This is a genomic window from Pseudomonas sp. R43(2017) (assembly GCF_002112345.1).
Lineage (GTDB): Bacteria > Pseudomonadota > Gammaproteobacteria > Pseudomonadales > Pseudomonadaceae > Aquipseudomonas > Aquipseudomonas kribbensis.
The window spans coordinates 35,649-56,529 of sequence record NZ_NEHJ01000004.1 but is presented as its reverse complement, the minus strand read 5'-3'; the positions used below and the strand labels follow the sequence as shown (position 1 = coordinate 56,529).

Sequence of the window (20,881 nt, the reverse complement as noted above, 5' to 3'; positions counted from 1 at the left end):
TGATTCGTGCAGAGAACACCATGCAATTGATCTGGCTGCGCAGCGACCTGCGCCAACATGACAACACCGCCCTGACGGCCGCCGCCGAGCGTGGCCCGACCGTGGCCGTGTACCTGTTGAGCCCGGAGCAATGGCAGGAACATGACGACGCCCCGTGCAAGGTCGATTTCTGGCTGCGCAACCTGCGGGAACTGAGCAAGAGCCTCGGCAAGCTGAACATTCCGTTGCTGATCCGCAGCGCTCCGCACTGGGATCAGGTCCCGGCGGTATTGCTTGAGCTTTGCCGGGATTTGCAGGTCGAGGCTGTTCACGTCAATGAGGAATACGGCGTCCACGAAAGCCGCCGCGATGCGGCCGTTGCACGGGCATTGCAGGCCGAAGGCATCGCCTTTCACAGCTATCTCGATCAGTTGCTGTTCAAACCCGGCAGCGTGCTGACCAAAACCGGCACCTACTTTCAGGTCTTCAGCCAGTTCCGCAAAGTCTGCTACGAACGCCTGCATCGCTCGATGCCGTCCTTGATAAAAGCGCCGTCCGCACAGGCCCCGCTGAACATCGCCAGCGACCCGGTACCCGATTCCATCGAAGGATTCCCGACACCCGGCCAATCCCTGCGCAACCTGTGGCCCGCCGGTGAAACCGAAGCCCAACGACGTCTCGACACCTTCGCCGACATGCAGATCGACTACTACAAAAGCGAACGCGACTTCCCGGCCAAGCCCGGCACCAGCCAGCTCTCGGCCTATCTCGCGGCCGGGGTGATCTCGCCGCGCCAGTGCCTGCATGCCGCGCTGCAAAGCAATCAGGGCGAATTCGAAAGCGGCAAGGTCGGCGCGGTTACCTGGATCAACGAACTGTTGTGGCGCGAGTTCTACAAACACATTCTGGTCGGCTACCCACGGGTCTCCCGGCATCGCGCGTTCCGCCCGGAAACCGAAGCCCTGGCCTGGCGCGATGCGCCCCAGGAGCTGGCGGCCTGGCAGGAGGCACGCACCGGCCTGCCGATCATCGACGCGGCCATGCGCCAATTGCTTGAAACCGGCTGGATGCACAATCGCCTGCGCATGGTCGTAGCAATGTTCCTGACCAAGAACCTGCTGATCGACTGGCGCGAAGGCGAGCGTTTTTTCATGCGCCACCTGATCGACGGCGATCTGGCGGCCAACAACGGCGGCTGGCAGTGGAGCGCGTCGACCGGCACCGATGCGGCGCCGTATTTCCGGATTTTCAACCCGGTCAGCCAGTCGGAAAAATTCGACAGCGAAGGCCTGTTCATCAAGCACTGGCTGCCGGAACTGGCCGGGCTGAACAAGAAAGAAGTGCACAACCCTGCAAGCGCTGGCGGACTGTTCGGCGTGGCGGACTATCCGCCGCCGATCGTCAACCTGAGCACCTCGCGGGAGCGGGCACTGACCGCGTTCAAGAATCTGCCCTCCCGTGCATCTGTCGGAGAAGGCCATGAGTGAATTCCTGCGCCGTTTCGCCCGCCAGTTCGCGCAGTTGAACAAGGACAACCTGCACAGCCTGGACGCGCTCTACAGCGAGGACATTCATTTCACCGATCCGCTGCACGAGGTGCAGGGGCTGACGCAATTGCGCGACTACTTCAGCGAGCTGTACGCCAACGTCAGTGAACTGAGGTTCGACTTCCACGGCTTCGACCAGATCGGCGACTGCGAAGGTTACCTGCGCTGGGTCATGAGCTACCGCCACCCGCGTCTGGCGGGCGGACGATTGATTCGTGTCACGGGTTGTTCTCACCTGCTCTGGCGCGACAAGGTTTATCGCCACCGGGATTACTTCGATGCCGGAGCGCTGCTTTACGAACATTTACCGATATTGGGCCGGGTGATCGCCTGGCTGAAAAGGAGATTGGGATGAGTCGTACAACTCCACGCCGTTATTGGCTGACCGGCGCCAGCAGTGGCATCGGTGCGGCACTGGCTGAAGAGATTCTGAAAACCGGCGCGCACCTGGCGGTCAGTTCCCGTCAGGTCGCACCGCTCAAAGTATTGTCGCAGCGTTACCCGGGACAGGTGCTGGTGGTGCCGGGGGATTTGACCAACAGCCAGACCGTACGGGAAATCGGTGAACAGATCGCGCTGGACTGGGGATCGCTGGACAGCGTGATCCTCAACGCCGGCACCTGCGAGTACGTCGATGCCCAGCAGTTCGACGCCTCGATCGTCGAACACGTGGTGCGCACCAATCTGCTTGCCAGCAGCTATTGCATCGAAGCCGCCCTGCCCCTGCTGCGCAAAGGAACCGCACCGCATCTGGTGGGCATGGCCAGTTCCGTCACCTACGTGCCGCTGCCGAGAGCCGAAGCCTACGGTGCGTCGAAGGCCGGGCTGCGTTATCTGTTCGAATCGCTGCGCATCGATCTGGCAGATGAAGGCATTGAGGTCACCATCATCAGCCCGGGCTTTGTGGAAACACCGTTGACGGCGAAAAACGATTTCCCGATGCCATTGAGCTGGCCTGTGGATAAAGCCGCACGCCACATCTTCGCCCGGCTCAAGGATCGGCCGCTGGAGATCGCCTTTCCGGCCTTGTTCATGGCGGCCTTGTGGCCACTGTCGAAATTGCCTGCCCGGGTGCAACTGGCCATCGGCAAGCGCATGGTGCGCAGCAGCCCACCGCTGCGGGATATGACGTGAACATCGCCATCGTCGGCAGCGGGATCGCAGGCCTGACCTGCGCCTACCTGCTCGGTCGCCGACATGACGTCACGGTGTTCGAGGCCGGCGATTGGGTCGGCGGCCATACACACACGGTGACAGTGACGGTGGACGGGCGTGATTACGCAGTCGACACCGGGTTCATCGTGTTCAACGACTGGACGTACCCGAACTTCATACGCCTGCTCGGCCAATTGGGTGTGAGCAGCAAAGCCACCGAGATGAGTTTCTCGGTGACCGATCCCGATACCGGCCTGGAATACAACGGCAACAACCTCGACAGCCTCTTCGCTCAGCGCAGCAATCTGTTGTCGCCGGGGTTCTGGGGCATGCTGCGCGACATCCTGCGTTTCAACAAGGAAGCCCGGCGCGACCTTGCCGAACAGCGGATCGCCAGCGACACCACACTGGACGACTACCTCAAGGCCGGCGGCTACGGCGAGCGTTTCATCCTGCATTACATCGTGCCGATGGGCGCGGCGATCTGGTCGATGCCGATGGCCGAGATGCTGAGTTTTCCGCTGCAGTTCTTTGTGCGGTTCTTCGAGAACCACGGTTTGTTGTCGGTCAGCAATCGCCCGCAATGGCGAGTGATCGAGGGCGGCTCCAGTGCCTACCTCGCACCGTTGACCGCGTCATTCAAAGAGCGGATCCGCGTGAACTGTCCGGTAAACCGGATCGAACGCAACGAACACGGCGTGGTTATCCACAGCCCCGTCGGCATCGAACACTTCGACAAAGTCGTGCTGGCCTGCCACAGCGATCAGGCATTGCGACTGCTGGCCGATCCGAGCCGTGCCGAACGGGAGATTCTTGGCGCCCTGCCCTACGCCGACAACGAAGTGGTGCTGCACACCGACACCCGTCTGCTGCCGATGCGCAAACGGGCCTGGGCCAGCTGGAACTATCGCCTCGGCGGTGCGGGACATACCCAGGCGGCCGTGACTTACGACATGAATATCCTGCAAGGCATCCAGAGCGACACCACGTTCTGCGTCAGCCTCAACCAGAGCGCCGGCATCAGCCCGTCCAAAGTGCTTGCCCGTTTCACCTACGCCCATCCGCAATTCAGCCTCGCAGCGGTGGCGGCCCAACAGCGCTGGGCCGAACTCGACGGCGCGCAGCACACCCATTATTGCGGTGCCTACTGGGCCAACGGTTTTCATGAAGACGGCGTGGTCAGCGCTTTACGCGTCGCCGCCGCGTTCGGAGAAAGCCTGTGAACAGCGCGCTCTACAGTGGCTGGATCGCCCACCGGCGATTCGCCCCGCGTCGGCATGAGTTCCGCTACCGGATCGGGCTGCTCTATCTCGACCTGGCCGAACAGGACGCTGTGCTGAACCTCTCGCCACTGTCCGGCGCGAGCCGCTTTGCCCCATTCTCGTTTCGCGAGACCGACTACCTCAAGACCTTCACCGGTCGCGGTGTGCGACTGATCGATGCGGTGCGCCTGCAGGTCGGTGCGGCCCTCGGTCACGAGCCGCAGGGCTCGATCTGCCTGTTGACCCAGCCGCGAAGCTGGGGCCTGGCATTCAACCCGGTGAGTTTCTTTTATTGCCACGAAGCCGACGGGCAACTGGCGGCGATTCTCTGCGAAGTCAGCAACACGCCGTGGCGCGAGCGCTATCACTATGTACTACCGGCGCGGGCACCAACCAGCGTGCGCGACTTCCACCAGCACTTTGCCGTGGCCAAGGCGTTTCATGTGTCACCGTTCCTGCCACCGGATCTGGAATACCGCATGAGCTTCAGCCCCGCCGCGCAAACCCTCGGCGTGCACATGGCCGACTGGCAGGGCGAACGCAAACTGTTCGACGCCACGCTCAACCTGAAACGCGAACCGCTTGATCGACGCAACTTGCACCGGCATCTGTGGCGCTTTCCGTGGATGACCGCGAAAACCGCCCTCGCGATCTATTGGCAGGCCCTGCGTTTGCTGCTCAAGCGCACCCCGCTGTTTCCCCATCGGACGGCTGACGACAGCTTTCGAACCGCCACTGCGACTCCCGAGGAGCACCGCCATGAAATCCTCTAGCGTTTCGGCCAGAGCCGCCATCCCGTTCAGTACCCACGGCATCACCGGTTCGCTGCTGCGCCGTGGTGTCCTGCGTCAGCTCGCACAGCTCAAGCATGGGCAACTGGTGGTGATCGAGGACGGCGAACGCCAGGTCTTCGGCACACCGGGCAGTGCGTTGCTGGGCGAAATTCATGTCCTCGATGCGGCGGCCTGGGGCATGGTCGCGGGCAACGGCTCGATCGGCGCCGGGGAAGCCTTCATTCACGGCTACTGGAGTTCACCGGACCTGACCGCCGTGGTGCGCGTCTTCGTCAGCAACCTCGAAGTGCTCGACGGCATGGAGGGTGGACTGGCAAAAATCGGCCGGCCGCTGGTGCGCGGTCTGCACTGGCTCAATCGCAACACGCGCAAGGGTTCGCAGAAAAACATCGCCGCGCACTACGACCTCGGCAACGATCTGTTCGAGCAGTTTCTCGACCCGACCATGATGTATTCGGCGGCGCAGTTCCTCAGCCCCGACGACAGTCTGGAACAGGCGCAACTGAACAAACTGGAGCGAATCTGCCAGAAACTCGCACTCGAGCCTGGCGATCACCTACTGGAAATCGGCACCGGTTGGGGCAGCATGGCACTGTATGCCGCGCAGCACTATGGCTGCAAAGTCACCACGACCACCCTGTCCAAAGAGCAATACGCGTTCACCGCCCGGCGCATCGAAAGCCTCGGCCTGCAGGACCGGGTGACGCTGTTGCTCAAGGACTACCGCGACCTCACCGGCCAGTACGACAAACTGGTGTCGATCGAGATGATCGAGGCGGTCGGCCATCGCTTCCTGCCGACCTACTTCAAGCAATGCGCGCACCTGCTCAAGAGCAACGGCCTGATGCTGCTGCAAGCGATCACCATCCGGGACCAGCGCTACGAGCAAGCAAAACGCGGCGTGGATTTCATCCAGCGTTACATCTTCCCCGGCGGCGCCCTGCCCTGTGTGCAGAAGATGCTCGAAATCGTCAGTCGCGACACCGACATGAACCTGCTGCACATGGAAGACTTCGGCCTGCACTACGCCCGGACCCTGCGCCTGTGGCACGAGAATTTTCGCCACGCCCACGGCCGCCTGAGCGAATTGGGCTACGACGATTATTTCCTGCGACTGTGGGAGTTCTATCTGTGCTACTGCGAGGGCGGCTTCCTCGAACGCACCATCGGCACCGCGCAATTGCTGCTGGCCAAACCGGCGGCGATGCCGGCGCCACTGCTCGGACGCTTCGATGCTTGAGCGAATCGCCAACGCGGTACTGTTCCAGGTCGGCTGGCTGGCCTGCGTGCTCGGCGGCAACAGCCTGTGGTTGCTGGTGGCGCTGGCGGTATTGGTAATTCATCTGCGCTGGATCAGCAACTGGGCGGCGGAGGGCCGACTGATTCTCGGCGTGGTGATTCTGGGCACCGCCGTGGACAGTGGCCTGCGCGGTCTCGGGGTCTTTGAGTTCAAGGACCTGTCGCCGCTGATTCCGTTGTGGCTGATGTTGTTGTGGGCACTGTTGGCCACGACATTGCGCCATTGCCTGCAATGGAGCGCCCGGCCATGGTGGCTGGCAAGTGCGCTCGGGGCTGTCGGTGGCGCGTTGTCGTACTGCGCCGGTGGACGACTGGCCGGGGTGCAGTTTCCCTATGGCGAGTTACCGACTTTGATCGGCATCGGCCTGTTGTGGGCGTTGCTGTTTCCGTTGTTGCACCTGTTGTCGCGGCGCCTGGTGCAGTAATCGTCTGTCAGGGCTTTCACACGCACGAGGTTCGCTGCCGTACACTGCGGCCATGAAAACCATTCCCCTGCAGCCAATCGATGAGCCCGCCGTCACTTGTTCGACTTGCGCGGCCTGCTGCTGTCAGCTCGAAGTCATGCTGATCACCGACACCGGCGTGCCCGAGCGTTATATCGATACCGATGAGTGGGGTGGTGAAGTGATGTTGCGCCTGGACGACGGCTGGTGCGCGGCGCTGGATCGCGACACGATGATGTGCACGATCTACGAAAAACGCCCGCTGATCTGCCGCGAATTCGAAATGGGCGCGCCGGAATGCATCGAGGAACGCCTGGGGATTGCCACGGCGTATCGTTGAATACAAAAAAGGAGCGCTTGGCGCTCCTTTTTCATGGGTGTTACAACGGCATCGTGTAGTGCAGCGAGTAGCTTTCTACCCCGTCGTTGTTGCTCGACATGCCGGCGTTGGAATAGTGGGTCGCACGGATCCCCACCTCGTGCCCGCCATGGAAGCGCAGACCGAAACCGATACGGTCTTCAAACTGGAAGGCCTGGCCGATCTTGTTGCCTTCATAGTCGGTGTTGGAGAACACCGCGGCGCCAATGCCCGCCTCGATGTAAGGCTTGATCGACTCACCGGAAAACTCGTAAACAAACACCGGCGAGAACGACAGGCTGTTGTTGCTGGAGCCCTTGTCGCCTTCCCAGTAGGTGTAGGCGCCGCTCCAGTAACCGGTCAGGCGACCGACATCGCTTTGCAGCCAGCTCTTGTCCCAGTCGAAATTCATCCCCAGGCGATAGGTCATCGTTGAATCGCTGGTGGCCCCAACCCCGAATTCCACGCCAGCGGCCTGTGCAGTAATACTTTGCCCCATCAGTGCAGCCGCAATCGCGGCCAAGCAGAATAGTCGCTTCACTTGAAACATCCTTTTCCTAACGGTCGTATGGTTTTTAGTGTGCTTGACGCTTATAGAAATCGGCGCTTGAACAGAAGTTCAGCTGATTTTTCAGTTATGACACAACTTTTTTACATCGCGAAGCTTTGCACATCGCCGGGCGTTTGTCCCAGCAGTGGCAGGATGTTTTTCAAGGATTGCGGATCAGCGCTGGTCCAGAATTTCGCAGGTCGATTCGGGCCGGCGGCGAGCAGATCTCGCTCGGCCAGCAGACGCTGAAGTTGCCGGGCTACGGCGGCGCCGGTGTCGATCAGGCTGATGTCGTCGGGGAGCATCGTCTTGAGCAGCGGCTTGAGGAACGGGTAATGGGTGCAGCCGAGAATGATCGTGTCGCAACCCGCGCCCAGCAGCGGTTCGACATAGCGCTGAAGCAGCTCGCGCAACTCGGCGCTGTGCAGGTCGCCGCTTTCGATCAGTTCCACCAGCCCCGGGCACGGCTGGGTAATGACCCGGATATCGGTGGCAAAACGGTCGAGCAAAGCCGCGAACTTCGCGCTCTGCAAGGTGCCGGTGGTGGCGAGGACGCCGACCACGCCGCTGCGAGTGGCGGCGGCAGCCGGTTTGACCGCCGGCTCCATGCCGACAATCGGCCAGTCGGGAAAATCACGCCGCAGATCGGCAACGCCGGCCACGGTCGCAGTGTTGCAGGCGATCACCAATGCCTTGGCGCCCTGCTCGCGGAAAAAACCGGCCATCACGCTGCAACGCTGGCGGATGAACTCCGGGGATTTCTCGCCATAAGGAATGTGGCCGCAATCGCCGAGGTACAGCAGCGATTCATTGGGCAGCAGCTGCTGGATTTCCGCCAGCACCGACAGGCCACCGACGCCGGAATCGAATACGGCGATCGGCGCTTCACGCATGGTGCGAACCACAGACGCTGCATCCCGGATCCCGCTTGACCCGCAGCTCACGGAATCGCGAGCCCAGTGCATCGATCAACAGCAGGCGCCCCACCAGTGGCTCGCCGAAACCCGCCAGCAGCTTCAAGGCTTCCAGCGCTTGCAGGCTGCCGACCAGCCCCACCAGCGGCCCGACCACGCCGGCTTCGCTGCAAGTCAGTTCGGCTTCGCTGCCGTGACCGTACAGGCAGTGGTAGCACGGGCTCTCGGCGCGACGCGGGTCGAACACCGACAGTTGTCCTTCGAGGCGGATCGCCGCGCCGCTGACCAGCGGTTTGCACACCGCCACACACGCGGCGTTGACCGCTTCGCGGGTGGAGAAATTGTCCGAGCAGTCGAGCACCAGATCCACCGCTGTCACGGCGGCGGCGAGGGAATCCTCGTCCAGTGCCTGACGGTGGGGCACCAGTCGGATTTCAGGGTTGATCGCGCTCAGGCGCTTGAGCGCCGAGTCGACCTTGGTCATGCCGACGCTGTCCGTGTCGTGGATGATCTGGCGTTGCAGGTTGGTCAGGTCGACCGTGTCGAAGTCCGCCAGATGCAGCTCGCCGACGCCCGCCGCCGCCAGATACAAGGCAACCGGTGCACCGAGACCGCCGAGGCCGACGATCAGCACGCGGCTGTCCTTGAGCTTCAACTGGCCATCGATGTCGATGTGTTGCAGGAGGATCTGCCGACTGTAGCGCAACAATTCCTGATCATTCAGCACGGCAGGCGCCCCAGGCTGATCCGTTGATGGCCGCCCAGATCGGTGCGGCTGTGGACTTCTTCGAAACCTTGCGTCAGCAACAGATCGCGCACGGCCTCGGCTTGATCATAGCCGTGTTCGAGCATCAGCCAGCCACCGGCCACCAGATGCGCCGGCGCCTGGGCGATGATCAGACGCAGATCGTCGAGCCCGTCAATGCCGGCCACCAGTGCGCTTTCCGGTTCGAAACGCACATCGCCTTCGACCAGGTGCGGATCGGCGGCGCGGATGTACGGCGGGTTGCTGATGATCAGCTCGAAACGCTTGCCTTCGAGGGCGCTGAACCAGTGACTGCTGAGCACCGTGGCGTTGTTCAGGTGCAGACGCTGACGGTTGCGCTCGGCCAGGGCCACGGCTTCCAGCACGCGATCCACCGCAGTGACGTTCCACGCAGGACGCTCGCTGGCCAGAGCGAGCGCAATCGCCCCGCTGCCGGTGCCCAGGTCGAGAACCTTGGCCGGGGTCGCCGGCAATAACTCCAGTGCGGCTTCCACCAGCAATTCGGTGTCCGGACGCGGAATCAGCGTGTGCGGTGCGACTTCCAGATCCAGCTTCCAGAAACCCTGCTGGCCGAGAATGTAGGCCACCGGCTCGCCGCTGCGGCGGCGTTGCAGGTATTCGGTGAAGACCAGCACGGCTTCGCTCGGCACGATGCGTTCGGGCCAGGTGTGGAGAAAACTGCGGGACTTGCCCAGCGCCGCAGCGAGGAGCAGTTCGGCATCCAGGCGTGCGGTAGGCGAGTCCGGCAGTTCGGCGGCGCGCAACAGGCTGGCGATGATGGTCATTTATTCACCTATCGCTGCCAGTTGGTCGGCCTGGTATTCGGCCAGCAACGGTTCGATCACCGCTTCGACGCCACCGGCGAGGATTTCGTCGAGGGAATACAGGGTCAGGTTGACGCGATGGTCGGTGACCCGGCCCTGGGCAAAGTTGTAGGTACGGATGCGCTCGGAGCGGTCGCCGGAACCCACCAGCAATTTACGTTCGCTGGCGATGGCGTTGGCCGCTGCGGTGGTTTGCTGGTCGTTGAGCTTGGCCGACAGCCAGGCCATCGCCCGCGCACGGTTCTTGTGCTGGGAACGTTCTTCCTGGCACTCGACCACGATGCCGGTCGGCAAGTGGGTGATACGGATCGCCGAGTCGGTCTTGTTGACGTGCTGACCACCGGCCCCGGAGGAACGGTAGGTATCGACGCGCAAGTCCGCCGGGTTGATCTCGATCGCTTCCTGCTCGTCAGGCTCCGGCAACACAGCCACGGTGCAGGCCGAGGTGTGGATCCGGCCCTGGGATTCGGTGGCCGGCACGCGCTGTACGCGGTGGGCGCCGGACTCGAATTTCAGCTTGCCGTAGACATTGTCGCCTTCGACCCGGGCGATGACTTCTTTATAGCCGCCGTGCTCGCCTTCGTTCTCCGAGAGGATTTCCACCCGCCAGCCGCGTTTCTCGGCGTAGCGCGAGTACATGCGGAACAGGTCGCCGGAGAAGATCGCCGCCTCGTCGCCACCGGTGCCGGCGCGGATTTCGAGGAACACGTTGCGCCCGTCGTTGGGATCCTTGGGCAGCAGCATGCGCTGCAAGGTGGCTTCCAGCTCTACGAGTTGCTCTTTGGTTTCGCGGACCTCTTCCACGGCCATTTCGCGCATGTCCGGGTCACCGTCCTTGAGCAGCGCCTGGGCGCCTTCCAGATCGGCCTGGGCCTTGAGCAGCTGTTTATAGGCTTCGACGACCGGCTCGACTTCGGCGTATTCCTTGGAATAGGCGCGGAATTTGGTCTGGTCGGAAATGACTTCGGCGTCGCCGAGCAGCGCCGTCAGTTCCTCGAAACGGTCCTGGAGGATGTCCAGCTTATTGAGCAGTGACGCTTTCATTGCGGTTTTTTATCCGAAAAGCTATCCGGTGAGCCCTCGAGGGCAAAGAGTTCCTGGGCCATGGCCAGCGCATCGAGGCGGCCTTCGGCAGAAAGCTTTTTCAACTGCACGCTCGGGGCGTGCAGGAGTTTATTGGTCAGGCCACGGGCCAACTGGCCCAGCACGTCTTCGGCGTTACCGCCGTTGGCCAGCAGACGCAGGGCCTTTTGCAGTTCTTCGTCACGCAGACGTTCGCTCTGTTGACGATAGGCCTTGAGCACGTCGACCGCCGCCAGCTCGCGCAGGCGCACCATGAAATCGTCGGCGCCGACCGAGACCATCTCTTCGGCGGCTTGCGCTGCGCCCTGACGGCTCTTGAGGTTTTCGGCGACCACTTCGTGCAGATCGTCGACGCTATAGAGGTAAACGTCGTCGAGTTCGCCGACTTCCGGTTCGATATCCCGGGGAACGGCGATGTCGACCATGAAGATCGGTTTGTGCTTGCGCAGCTTCAGGGCGCTTTCAACGGCGCCCTTGCCGAGGATCGGCAACTGACTGGCGGTGGAGCTGATGACGATGTCGCTGCGCACCAGCTCGGCCGGAATGTCCGAGAGCAACACTGCGTGGGCACCGAACTGTTCGGCCAGCAGACTGGCGCGTTCCAATGTGCGGTTGGCCACCACGATACGCTTGACCCCCAGATCATGCAGATGGCGGGCGACCAGGGTGATGGTCTCGCCGGCGCCGATCAGCAGGGCCTGGCTGCGTTGCAGGTCGCTGAAAATCTGCTTGGCCAGGCTGACCGCGGCAAACGCCACGGACACCGGGTTCTCGCCAATGGCGGTGTCGGTGCGCACTTGCTTGGCGGCGTTGAACGTCGCCTGAAACAAGCGCCCGAGCAGCGGCCCGATGGTGCCGGCCTCGCGGGCCACGGCGTAGGCCGATTTCATCTGGCCGAGGATCTGCGGTTCGCCCAGCACCAGCGAGTCGAGCCCGGAGGCGACGCGCATCATGTGACGAACTGCCGCATCATCTTCATGCACATAAGCACTCGCGCGCAGCTCATCGAGGCTTAAATGGTGATAGTCGGCCAGCCAGCGCAGCACGATATCGGCCGAAAGCTGATCCTGTTCTATATACAGTTCACTGCGATTGCAGGTGGAAAGGATCGCAGCTTCGCGGCTGTCGGTGAGTCGGCAGAGCTGCTGCAAGGCCTCCACCAGCTGCTCAGGGGTAAAGGCCACGCGCTCGCGGACGTCTACTGAAGCAGTCTTGTGGTTGATACCGAGTGCAAGGAAGGCCATTCAAGGTCGCTGATGGTGACGTGAAGCCGGCAATTGTCCTACTTCGTCAGATTCAGAACAACTACCGCTGACTATTGTCCCAATTGTCGGCCCCTATAATGGCCACAATCGAGACTCGGTTATGTTTGGCCGAAGGCTTGTGTCATGATGATCCGACCGCAGGTTAGTCGTCCTCTTCCTATATGAATAGATCTTCCGCGTTGCTCCTAGCTTTTGTCTTCCTCAGCGGCTGCCAGGCCTTGGCCCCCGTTTCGCACGATGGCACCTCATCGGTCGAAGACACCACGCCAGCCCCTGAAAAGCCCAAGGTTTACAGCTCGTTCAGCCAGGAAACGGTGTTCAGCCTGCTGAGCGCCGAACTCGCCGGCCAGCGCAATCGTTTCGACATTGCCCTGGACAACTACGTGACCCAGGCCATCAACACCCAGGATCCGGGTGTTTCCGAGCGGGCGTTCCGTATCGCCGAATACCTGGGCGCGGATCAACCGGCGCTGGATACCGCACTGATCTGGGCGAAAAACGCACCTGACGACCTCGAAGCGCAACGCGCCGCCGCCGTGCAACTGGCACGCGCCGGGCGTTATGACGACTCGATGGTCTATATGGAGAAAGTCCTGCAGGGCAAGGGCGACACCCATTTCGACTTCCTCGCGCTGTCGGCCGCCGACACCGATCAGGAAACCCGCAACGGTTTGATGAAAAGCTTCGACCGTCTGCTGCAGCGTCACCCGCACAACAATCAGCTGATTTTCGGCAAGGCCCTGCTGATGCAGCAGGACGGCGACACCAAAGGTGCGCTGACCCTGCTTGAAGACAATCCGCCGGATGACGGCGAAATCGCCCCGATCCTGCTGCGTGCCCGCCTGCTGCAAGGGCTGAACCGTGGCGACGAGGCCCTGCCGCTGCTGCAGAAGAACATCAAGAAGTACCCGGACGACAAGCGCCTGCGCCTGACTTACGCGCGGATGCTGGTGGAACAGGACCGGATGGACGACGCCAAGGTCGAGTTCTCCACACTGGTCCAGCAATACCCGGAAGACGACGAACTGCGCTATTCGCTGGCATTGGTCTGCCTGGAAGCCAAGGCCTGGGACGAGGCCAAGGGTTACCTGGAAGACCTGATCGCCCGGGAAAGCCATGTCGATTCCGCGCATCTGAACCTGGGGCGCATCGCCGAAGAACGCAACGACCCGCAAGGCGCACTGATCGAGTACGCCCAGGTCGGGCCGGGCAATGACTATCTGCCGGCACAACTGCGTCAGGCCGACATCCTGATGAACAACGGCAAGACCGCCGAAGCCCAGAGCAAACTGGCCGCCGAACGTGATGCGCAACCGGATTACGCGATCCAGCTGTACCTGATCGAGGCCGAGACCCTGTCCGCCAACAATCAGGGCGACAAGGCCTGGAAAACCCTGCAACAGGCGTTGCTGCAATACCCGGACGATCTGAATCTGCTCTACACCCGGGCCATGCAGGCGGAAAAACGCAATGACCTGGCACAGATGGAAAAAGACCTGCGCCTGATCATCAAGCGCGATCCGGACAACGCCATGGCGCTCAATGCCCTCGGCTACACCCTGTCCGACCGCACCACACGCTACGCCGAAGCCAAGGCGCTGATCGAGCAGGCGCACCAGATCAACCCGGAAGATCCGGCGGTACTCGACAGCCTCGGCTGGGTGAATTTCCGCATGGGCAACCTGGATGACGCCGAGAAATATCTGCGTCAGGCTCTGGAGCGCTTCCCCGATCACGAAGTCGCCGCTCACCTGGGCGAAGTCCTGTGGACCAAGGGTAACCAGCGCGAAGCCAAACAAATCTGGGGCAAGTTCCTCAAGGATCAGCCCGACAGCACCATTCTGCGCAGCACCATCAAGCGCCTGACCGGATCCGAGACTCTTTAACTCATGTTTTTGCGCCACGTCATCGTTTTCAGCTTCATCGCCCTGCTCGCCGGTTGCGCGGGCTTTGGCGCCCGCGAATCCGTCGAGGGCCACGGCAGCCCGGCACAATGGGCCGCGAACAAACAGCAACTGACCGGCCTCGACGGCTGGCAGATCGACGGCAAGATCGGCATCCGCGCCCCGAAAGACTCGGGCAGCGGCACGCTGTTCTGGCTGCAGCGCCAGGATTATTACGACATCCGCCTGTCCGGCCCGCTGGGTCGCGGCGCAGCCCGTTTGACCGGTCGCCCGGGCAAGGTTTCGCTGGAAGTCGCCAACCAGGGCCGCTATGACGCGCAATCCCCGGAAGTCCTGCTGGAAGAACAGCTGGGCTGGAAACTGCCGGTATCGAATCTGTCCTGGTGGGTTCGAGGCCTGCCGGCCCCGGCCAGCAAGAGCCGCCTGACCCTCGATGCCGACAGTCGCCTGGCCAATCTGGAACAGGACGGCTGGCAGGTCGAGTACCTCGGTTATGCCGAACAGAATGGTTACTGGCTGCCCGAGCGGATCAAACTGCACGGCACCGATCTGGACGTGACCCTGGTCATCAAGACCTGGCAACCGCGTAAATTGGGGCAATAAGCATGACCGCTCCACGCCTGACGCTGCCTTCTCCGGCCAAACTCAACCTGATGCTGCACATTCTCGGTCGCCGGGAAGACGGCTATCACGAATTGCAGACGATTTTTCAGTTCCTCGACTACGGCGACGAAATCACCTTCGCCGTCCGTGACGATGGCGTGATTCACCTGCACACCGAATTCGACGGCGTGCCCCACGACAGTAACCTGATCGTGCGTGCGGCGAAAAAACTTCAGGAACAATCCGGTTGCTCACTCGGCATCGATATCTGGATCGACAAGATCCTGCCGATGGGCGGCGGCATCGGTGGCGGCAGCTCGAATGCGGCGACCACCCTGCTCGGGCTCAATCATCTTTGGCAGTTGGGCTGGGATGAAGATCGGCTGGCAACACTGGGCCTGACACTTGGAGCCGACGTGCCGGTGTTCGTCCGTGGCCACGCGGCTTTCGCCGAAGGTGTCGGCGAGAAACTGACCCCGGTCGAGCCCGCCGAACCGTGGTATGTCGTGCTCGTCCCGCAAGTCTCTGTTAGTACGGCAGAAATTTTTTCAGATCCATTGTTGACACGTAACACGCCGCCCATTAAAGTGCGCCCCGTTCCCGAGGGAAACAGTCGAAATGACTGCTTGTCGGTGGTAGCAAGGCGTTATCCAGAAGTACGTAACGCATTGAATTTGTTAGGTAATTTTACCGAAGCAAAACTCACCGGAACTGGAAGTTGTGTGTTTGGGGGCTTCCCAAGCAAAGCTGAAGCTGATAAAGTCTCGGCCCTTCTGACAGAGACCCTTACAGGGTTTGTAGCAAAAGGAAGCAACGTTTCGATGTTGCATCGCAAGCTGCAAAGTCTGCTCTAAAGGAACCAAGTGCCCGGCACTTGCAAGCAACAGATACAGGGGCGTCGCCAAGCGGTAAGGCAGCAGGTTTTGATCCTGCCATGCGTTGGTTCGAATCCAGCCGCCCCTGCCATTTTCTATACTCATCCAGGTTACCCTCAGCCTCTAGGTACTGCGCGTGTCCAAGATGATGGTCTTTACGGGGAACGCTAACCCCGATCTGGCTCGGCGTGTTGTACGTCAGCTGCATATCCCTCTCGGTGACATCTCTGTCGGTAAATTCTCCGACGGCGAAATTACAGCCGAGATCAATGAAAACGTTCGCGGTAAAGACGTTTTCATTATTCAGCCGACTTGCGCTCCGACCAACGATAACCTGATGGAACTGGTAGTGATGGCTGATGCCTTCCGCCGCTCCTCGGCTACTCGTATCACTGCTGTTATTCCTTATTTTGGTTATGCCCGTCAGGATCGCCGTCCGCGTTCCGCACGTGTGGCTATCAGCGCGAAAGTCGTTGCTGACATGCTTACCGTCGTCGGCATCGACCGTGTTCTCACGGTTGATCTGCATGCTGACCAGATTCAGGGTTTCTTCGATATTCCGGTAGATAACATCTACGGCTCCCCGGTTCTGGTGGATGACATCGAAGATCAGCGCTTCGAGAACCTGATGATCGTGTCCCCGGACATTGGTGGCGTCGTGCGTGCACGTGCTGTTGCCAAGTCGCTGGGCGTGGATCTCGGGATCATCGACAAACGCCGTGAGAAAGCCAATCACTCTGAAGTGATGCATATCATCGGTGATGTCGAAGGGCGTACCTGCATCCTGGTCGATGACATGGTCGATACCGCCGGCACCCTGTGCCACGCGGCCAAGGCCCTGAAAGAGCATGGCGCAGCCAAGGTCTTTGCCTACTGCACACACCCTGTGCTGTCGGGTCGGGCCATCGAGAATATCGAAAATTCCGTGCTGGACGAGCTGGTGGTCACTAACACCATCCCGCTGTCCGCAGCAGCACAAGCCTGTGCACGTATCCGTCAACTGGATATCGCACCGGTTGTTGCCGAAGCGGTTCGCCGCATCAGCAATGAAGAATCGATCAGCGCGATGTTCCGCTAAGGGCCCTGCCCTTCTCGAAATATCTCGTTGACGAAAAGCGCCCCGCCCCAACACTCATGTTGGGGCGGGGCTTTTTTGCCCATGCCGCTTTGACGTCGGTCGCAGACGTCGCCCGGACATGGCTATTTTGGAGATACAAAATGACTGATTTCATCCTGAACGCCGAAGCGCGTACCGACCTGGGGAAAGGTGCGAGCCGCCGCCTGCGTCGTCTCGCCAGCCAGGTTCCTGCCGTTGTATACGGTGGTGACAAGGCTCCTGAGTCCATCATGATGCTGGCTAAAGAAGTAGCCAAGCTGTTCGAAGACGAGGCTGCTTTCAGCCACGTCATCCAACTGAACATCGGCGGCGTCAAGCAAGACGTGGTTGTTAAAGCCATGCAGCGTCACCCGGCCAAGCAGTTCATCATGCACGCCGACTTCGTACGCGTTGTTGCCGGCAAGAAACTGACTGCTGTTGTTCCAGTGCACTTCATCAACGAAGAAGCTCCGGTCAAGAAAGGCGGCGAGATCTCGCACGTTGTTGCAGAAATCGAAGTTTCCTGCGAAGCCAAAGACCTGCCTGAGTTCATCGAAGTCGACCTGGCCAAAGCCGAAATCGGCACCATCATTCACCTGTCGGACCTGAAAGCTCCTAAAGGTGTTGAGTTCGTTGCTCTGGCACACGGCGATGACAAGGCTGTTGCCAACGTCCACGCTCCACGTGTTGCTCCAGAAGCTGCCGAAGGCGCTGCAGAGTAATCACTCTGTAAAGCCGGAGTGAACAGGTAACATCGCGGACTGGAACGTAGCGAGAAAGCGGGCGGGAACGCGGAGTTTACATCCATGGTAAATGAGCATTTTTCGTCCACTTTCGCCGCCTTCCCCGATCGCGGCGATGTTATCCACCACTCCAAGGAAGGGCCCCTATCGTGACTGCCATCAAACTGATCGTTGGCCTGGGAAATCCAGGTGCCGAATACGAACAGACCCGGCATAACGCAGGGGCCCTTTTTGTTGAGCGCATCGCCCACGCACAGAACGTGAATCTCGTGGCCGATCGCAAGTATTTCGGCCTGACCGGGCGTTTTTCGCATCAGGGTCAGGACGTTCGTCTGCTGATTCCCACCACCTACATGAACCGCAGCGGCCAGGCCGTGGCGGCACTCGCCGGTTTCTTCCGCATCAAGCCCGAAGAAATCCTGGTGGCACACGACGAACTCGATCTGCCTCCGGGCGTCGCCAAGCTCAAGGTGGGCGGCGGCCATGGCGGTCACAACGGGTTGCGCGACATCATTGCGCAATTGGGCAATCAGAATACGTTCCACCGCCTGCGGCTTGGCATCGGCCACCCGGGCGTCGCCAGTATGGTTTCAAATTTCGTCCTGGGTCGTGCGCCACGCGCCGAACAGGAAAAACTCGATGCCAGCATCGACTTTGCCCTCGGCGTGCTGCCGGATATCCTCGCCGGTGAATGGAACCGCGCGATGAAAAACCTGCACAGCCAGAAGGCCTGACTCTAATCCGAGGGGAAACACCATGGGATTCAATTGCGGCATCGTCGGCCTGCCTAACGTCGGCAAGTCCACCCTGTTCAACGCCCTGACCAAATCCGGGATCGCGGCCGAGAACTTCCCCTTCTGCACCATCGAGCCGAACAGCGGTATCGTGCCGATGCCGGATCCACGCCTGAATGCTCTGGCGGAAATCGTCAATCCGAAGCGCATCCTGCCGACCACCATGGAATTCGTCGACATCGCAGGCCTGGTGGCCGGCGCGTCGAAAGGTGAAGGCCTGGGCAACAAGTTCCTGGCCAACATCCGCGAAACCGACGCCATCGCTCACGTTGTGCGCTGCTTCGAAGACGAAAACGTGATCCACGTTTCCAACAGCGTCGACCCGAAGCGCGACATCGAAATCATCGACCTGGAACTGATCTTCGCCGACCTCGACAGCTGCGAGAAGCAACTGCAGAAAGTCGCGCGCAACGCCAAGGGCGGTGACAAGGACGCAGTGGCCCAGAAAGCCCTGCTGGAGCAATTGATCCCGCACTTCACCGAAGGCAAGCCTGCGCGCAGCCTGATGAAGAACATGAGCGCCGACGAGAAGGCGATCATCAAGGGCTTCCACCTGCTGACCACCAAGCCGGTCATGTACATCGCCAACGTCGCTGAAGACGGTTTCGAGAACAATCCGCACCTGGACGTGGTCAAGGCCATTGCCGAAGAAGAGGGCGCCATGGTCGTTCCGGTCTGCAACAAGATCGAAGCGGAAATCGCCGAGCTGGACGACGGTGAAGAGAAAGACATGTTCCTCGAGGCCCTGGGCCTGGAAGAGCCTGGCCTGAACCGCGTGATCCGCGCCGGCTACGAAATGCTGCACCTGCAGACCTACTTCACCGCCGGTGTCGAAGAAGTCCGCGCCTGGACCGTCCGCGTCGGTGCCACCGCACCGCAAGCCGCCGGCGTGATCCACACCGACTTCGAGAAAGGCTTCATCCGCGCCGAAGTGATCGCCTACAACGACTTCATCCAGTACAAGGGCGAAGCCGGTACCAAGGAAGCCGGTAAATGGCGCCTGGAAGGCAAGGATTACATCGTCAAAGATGGCGACGTGATGCACTTCCGCTTCAACGTGTAAAAGCTGCACCCCAAAAAAAAGCCGCGTTTGATACGCGGCTTTTTTGTGCCTGAAATTCAGCCCGTCAGGCCTTTTTGGTTCTCGGCAGGAAAATCGCCAGCACCCCGAACAACGGCAGGAACGAGCACAGGAAGTACACGTATTCGATGCCGTGAATGTCCGCCAGATGCCCGAGCAGTGCTGCGCCAATCCCGCCAAAGCCGAACATCAGCCCGAAGAACACCCCGGCAATCATCCCGACATTGCCCGGTACCAGTTCCTGCGCGTACACCACGATGGCCGAGAACGCCGAAGCGAGGATGAAGCCGATCACCACGCTCAGGACACTGGTCCAGAACAGATCCACATGCGGCATCAGCAAGGTGAACGGCGCCACCCCGAGGATCGAGAACCAGATCACTGCCTTACGGCCGATCTTGTCGCCAATCGGCCCGCCGAAGAACGTGCCCGCCGCCACCGCGCCAAGGAACAGGAACAGATGCAGCTGGGAACTGGCCACCGACAGGTCGAACTTCTCGATCAGGTAGAACGTGAAGTAACTGGTCAGGCTGGCCATGTAGAAATACTTGGAGAACACCAGCAACCCGAGCACCACCAGCGCGCTGACCACCCTGCCCTTCGACAGTCCATGAGTGGCAGCCTGGCCGGCCTTGAGCTTGAACAGGTTCAGGTGATGGGCGTACCAGCGACTGATGCGATACAGCACGAACAGCGCAAACACCGCGAACAGCCCGAACCACGCCACGTTGCCTTGTCCGAAGGGAATGATGATCGCCGCTGCCAGTAACGGGCCGAATGCCGAACCGGCGTTACCGCCGACCTGGAAGGTCGATTGCGCCAGACCGAAGCGCCCGCCGGAGGCCAGCCGGGCGATACGAGATGCTTCCGGGTGAAAGGTCGAGGAGCCGATACCGATCAGCGCTGCCGCCAACAAAATCAGCGGGAAACTGCCGACCATCGACATCATCACAATGCCGATCAACGTGCACACGGAACCAGCCGGCAACAACCACGGTTTCGGGTGCCGGTCAGTGTGATAACCGACCCACGGCTGCAACAGCGAAGCGGTCAATTGAAAGGTCAGGGTAATCAGGCCGACCTGAGTGAAGCTCAAGCCGTAGTTGGCCTTGAGCATCGGATAGATCGACGGCAGCACTGACTGGATCAGGTCGTTGATCAAATGCGCCAGCGCCACCGCGCCGATGATGCGCATTACCAGTGGACTGCTTTGGGGAGGAGCGGACGCCGACGCAGCGGCGGTCTGAACGTTGCTGATAGCCATGGGAGTTTCCGTACAGCAGATGGGTGCACGCAGGCAGGTGCGTCAATGTGCCATTTTTCGGTGCGCCAGCGCCATCCCCTTAGCCAGCTAACGAACTATTCATTCATCGCAGTAAAAGTGATAGCGCAAAGCCATGGTCTGATTCTTGCCTTGCTTCTCCGCTTGAACGCGGCCCCCTTACAAAGGGGATCGAGAATGGGAAGTTCTGCTACAGAGTCTGCCTACAGAGCGGGCGAGAGTGGACTTTCGAAGCCTTTTAGCAGGGCACGGATCGCGCTCGCA

Annotated in this window: 22 protein-coding genes and 1 tRNA gene; 16 read left to right on the top strand and 7 right to left on the bottom strand. The window is 60.8% G+C overall.

What is annotated here, in order from left to right; translation table 11 throughout:
* The first annotated feature begins 20 nt into the window (after nt 1-20).
* From phrB to CAG02_RS12225, 8 genes are read left to right on the top strand one after another with little or no spacing between them, the layout of a single operon-like run.
* Nucleotides 21-1,466 (top strand): deoxyribodipyrimidine photo-lyase, encoded by a 1,446-nt coding sequence (gene phrB / locus CAG02_RS12260; RefSeq protein ID WP_139831870.1) that lies wholly within the window; start codon nt 21-23, stop codon nt 1,464-1,466.
* Entirely contained in the window at nt 1,459-1,881 is a 423-nt protein-coding gene (locus CAG02_RS12255; protein WP_085709303.1) for a nuclear transport factor 2 family protein, read from the top strand. The genes phrB and CAG02_RS12255 overlap by 8 nt, the downstream gene beginning before the upstream one ends.
* Entirely contained in the window at nt 1,878-2,660 is a 783-nt protein-coding gene (locus CAG02_RS12250; protein ID WP_085709302.1) for an SDR family oxidoreductase, read from the top strand. The genes CAG02_RS12255 and CAG02_RS12250 overlap by 4 nt, the downstream gene beginning before the upstream one ends.
* The gene (locus CAG02_RS12245) at nt 2,657-3,904 is read left to right on the top strand and encodes an NAD(P)/FAD-dependent oxidoreductase (protein ID WP_085709301.1); all 1,248 of its coding nucleotides are present in this window, start codon (nt 2,657-2,659) and stop codon (nt 3,902-3,904) included. Before CAG02_RS12250 ends, CAG02_RS12245 begins: the two co-directional genes overlap by 4 nt.
* Complete coding sequence (locus CAG02_RS12240) at nt 3,901-4,716, top strand: DUF1365 domain-containing protein (protein ID WP_085709300.1); 816 nt, start codon at nt 3,901-3,903, stop codon at nt 4,714-4,716. The genes CAG02_RS12245 and CAG02_RS12240 overlap by 4 nt, the downstream gene beginning before the upstream one ends.
* Nucleotides 4,703-5,977 carry a cyclopropane-fatty-acyl-phospholipid synthase family protein gene (locus tag CAG02_RS12235; RefSeq protein WP_085709299.1) on the top strand — a complete coding sequence of 425 codons (1,275 nt, stop codon included), beginning with the start codon at nt 4,703-4,705 and terminating at the stop codon, nt 5,975-5,977. The genes CAG02_RS12240 and CAG02_RS12235 overlap by 14 nt, the downstream gene beginning before the upstream one ends.
* The gene (locus tag CAG02_RS12230) at nt 5,970-6,461 is read left to right on the top strand and encodes a DUF2878 domain-containing protein (protein ID WP_085709298.1); all 492 of its coding nucleotides are present in this window, start codon (nt 5,970-5,972) and stop codon (nt 6,459-6,461) included. Before CAG02_RS12235 ends, CAG02_RS12230 begins: the two co-directional genes overlap by 8 nt.
* 52 nt (nt 6,462-6,513) lie before the next feature.
* Nucleotides 6,514-6,819, top strand: coding sequence for a YkgJ family cysteine cluster protein (locus CAG02_RS12225; RefSeq protein ID WP_085709297.1), 306 nt, complete (start codon nt 6,514-6,516; stop codon nt 6,817-6,819).
* A 40-nt stretch (nt 6,820-6,859) separates the two neighbouring features.
* Here the strand turns inward: CAG02_RS12225 and CAG02_RS12220 are convergent, their stop codons facing one another.
* The 6 genes from CAG02_RS12220 to hemA all read right to left on the bottom strand — a co-directional run bounded on the left by CAG02_RS12220 (nt 6,860) and on the right by hemA (nt 12,218).
* Nucleotides 6,860-7,378: an acyloxyacyl hydrolase gene (locus CAG02_RS12220; RefSeq protein WP_085709732.1), complete on the bottom strand. Its 519-nt coding sequence runs from the start codon at nt 7,376-7,378 to the stop codon at nt 6,860-6,862.
* Between the two features lie 110 nt (nt 7,379-7,488).
* A complete protein-coding gene (murI, locus tag CAG02_RS12215; protein WP_085709296.1) occupies nt 7,489-8,280 on the bottom strand; it encodes a glutamate racemase in 792 nt (263 codons plus the stop codon).
* Nucleotides 8,273-9,028, bottom strand: a complete 756-nt coding sequence (locus CAG02_RS12210) for a molybdopterin-synthase adenylyltransferase MoeB (protein ID WP_085709295.1) — start codon at nt 9,026-9,028, stop codon at nt 8,273-8,275. The genes murI and CAG02_RS12210 overlap by 8 nt, the downstream gene beginning before the upstream one ends.
* A complete protein-coding gene (gene prmC / locus CAG02_RS12205) occupies nt 9,022-9,852 on the bottom strand; it encodes a peptide chain release factor N(5)-glutamine methyltransferase (RefSeq protein ID WP_085709294.1) in 831 nt (276 codons plus the stop codon). The genes CAG02_RS12210 and prmC overlap by 7 nt, the downstream gene beginning before the upstream one ends.
* A complete protein-coding gene (gene prfA / locus CAG02_RS12200; protein WP_085709293.1) occupies nt 9,853-10,935 on the bottom strand; it encodes a peptide chain release factor 1 in 1,083 nt (360 codons plus the stop codon).
* Entirely contained in the window at nt 10,932-12,218 is a 1,287-nt protein-coding gene (gene hemA, locus CAG02_RS12195; RefSeq protein ID WP_085700892.1) for a glutamyl-tRNA reductase, read from the bottom strand. Before hemA ends, prfA begins: the two co-directional genes overlap by 4 nt.
* A gap of 182 nt (nt 12,219-12,400) precedes the next feature.
* Between hemA and CAG02_RS12190 the strand changes: the two genes are divergently transcribed.
* The 8 genes from CAG02_RS12190 to ychF all read left to right on the top strand — a co-directional run bounded on the left by CAG02_RS12190 (nt 12,401) and on the right by ychF (nt 19,317).
* Entirely contained in the window at nt 12,401-14,125 is a 1,725-nt protein-coding gene (locus CAG02_RS12190; protein ID WP_085709292.1) for a tetratricopeptide repeat protein, read from the top strand.
* A gap of 3 nt (nt 14,126-14,128) precedes the next feature.
* Nucleotides 14,129-14,746, top strand: a complete 618-nt coding sequence (gene lolB, locus CAG02_RS12185) for a lipoprotein insertase outer membrane protein LolB (protein ID WP_085709291.1) — start codon at nt 14,129-14,131, stop codon at nt 14,744-14,746.
* Nucleotides 14,747-14,748: 2 nt separating this feature from the next.
* Nucleotides 14,749-15,600 (top strand): 4-(cytidine 5'-diphospho)-2-C-methyl-D-erythritol kinase, encoded by an 852-nt coding sequence (gene ispE / locus CAG02_RS12180; protein WP_085709290.1) that lies wholly within the window; start codon nt 14,749-14,751, stop codon nt 15,598-15,600.
* 37 nt (nt 15,601-15,637) lie between these two features.
* Nucleotides 15,638-15,712: transfer RNA gene (locus CAG02_RS12175), tRNA-Gln, on the top strand.
* Nucleotides 15,713-15,757: 45 nt separating this feature from the next.
* Nucleotides 15,758-16,699: a ribose-phosphate pyrophosphokinase gene (locus CAG02_RS12170; protein WP_003171603.1), complete on the top strand. Its 942-nt coding sequence runs from the start codon at nt 15,758-15,760 to the stop codon at nt 16,697-16,699.
* A gap of 140 nt (nt 16,700-16,839) precedes the next feature.
* A complete protein-coding gene (locus tag CAG02_RS12165; RefSeq protein WP_085709289.1) occupies nt 16,840-17,439 on the top strand; it encodes a 50S ribosomal protein L25/general stress protein Ctc in 600 nt (199 codons plus the stop codon).
* Nucleotides 17,440-17,609: 170 nt separating this feature from the next.
* Nucleotides 17,610-18,194 carry an aminoacyl-tRNA hydrolase gene (pth, locus tag CAG02_RS12160; RefSeq protein ID WP_007951726.1) on the top strand — a complete coding sequence of 195 codons (585 nt, stop codon included), beginning with the start codon at nt 17,610-17,612 and terminating at the stop codon, nt 18,192-18,194.
* Between the two features lie 22 nt (nt 18,195-18,216).
* Nucleotides 18,217-19,317 carry a redox-regulated ATPase YchF gene (ychF, locus tag CAG02_RS12155; RefSeq protein ID WP_085709288.1) on the top strand — a complete coding sequence of 367 codons (1,101 nt, stop codon included), beginning with the start codon at nt 18,217-18,219 and terminating at the stop codon, nt 19,315-19,317.
* 64 nt (nt 19,318-19,381) lie between these two features.
* Here ychF and CAG02_RS12150 read toward each other — a convergent pair whose 3' ends face one another.
* On the bottom strand, nt 19,382-20,599 hold the full coding sequence (locus CAG02_RS12150; protein WP_085668193.1) for an MFS transporter: 1,218 nt from the start codon (nt 20,597-20,599) through the stop codon (nt 19,382-19,384).
* Nucleotides 20,600-20,881 lie beyond the last annotated feature (282 nt).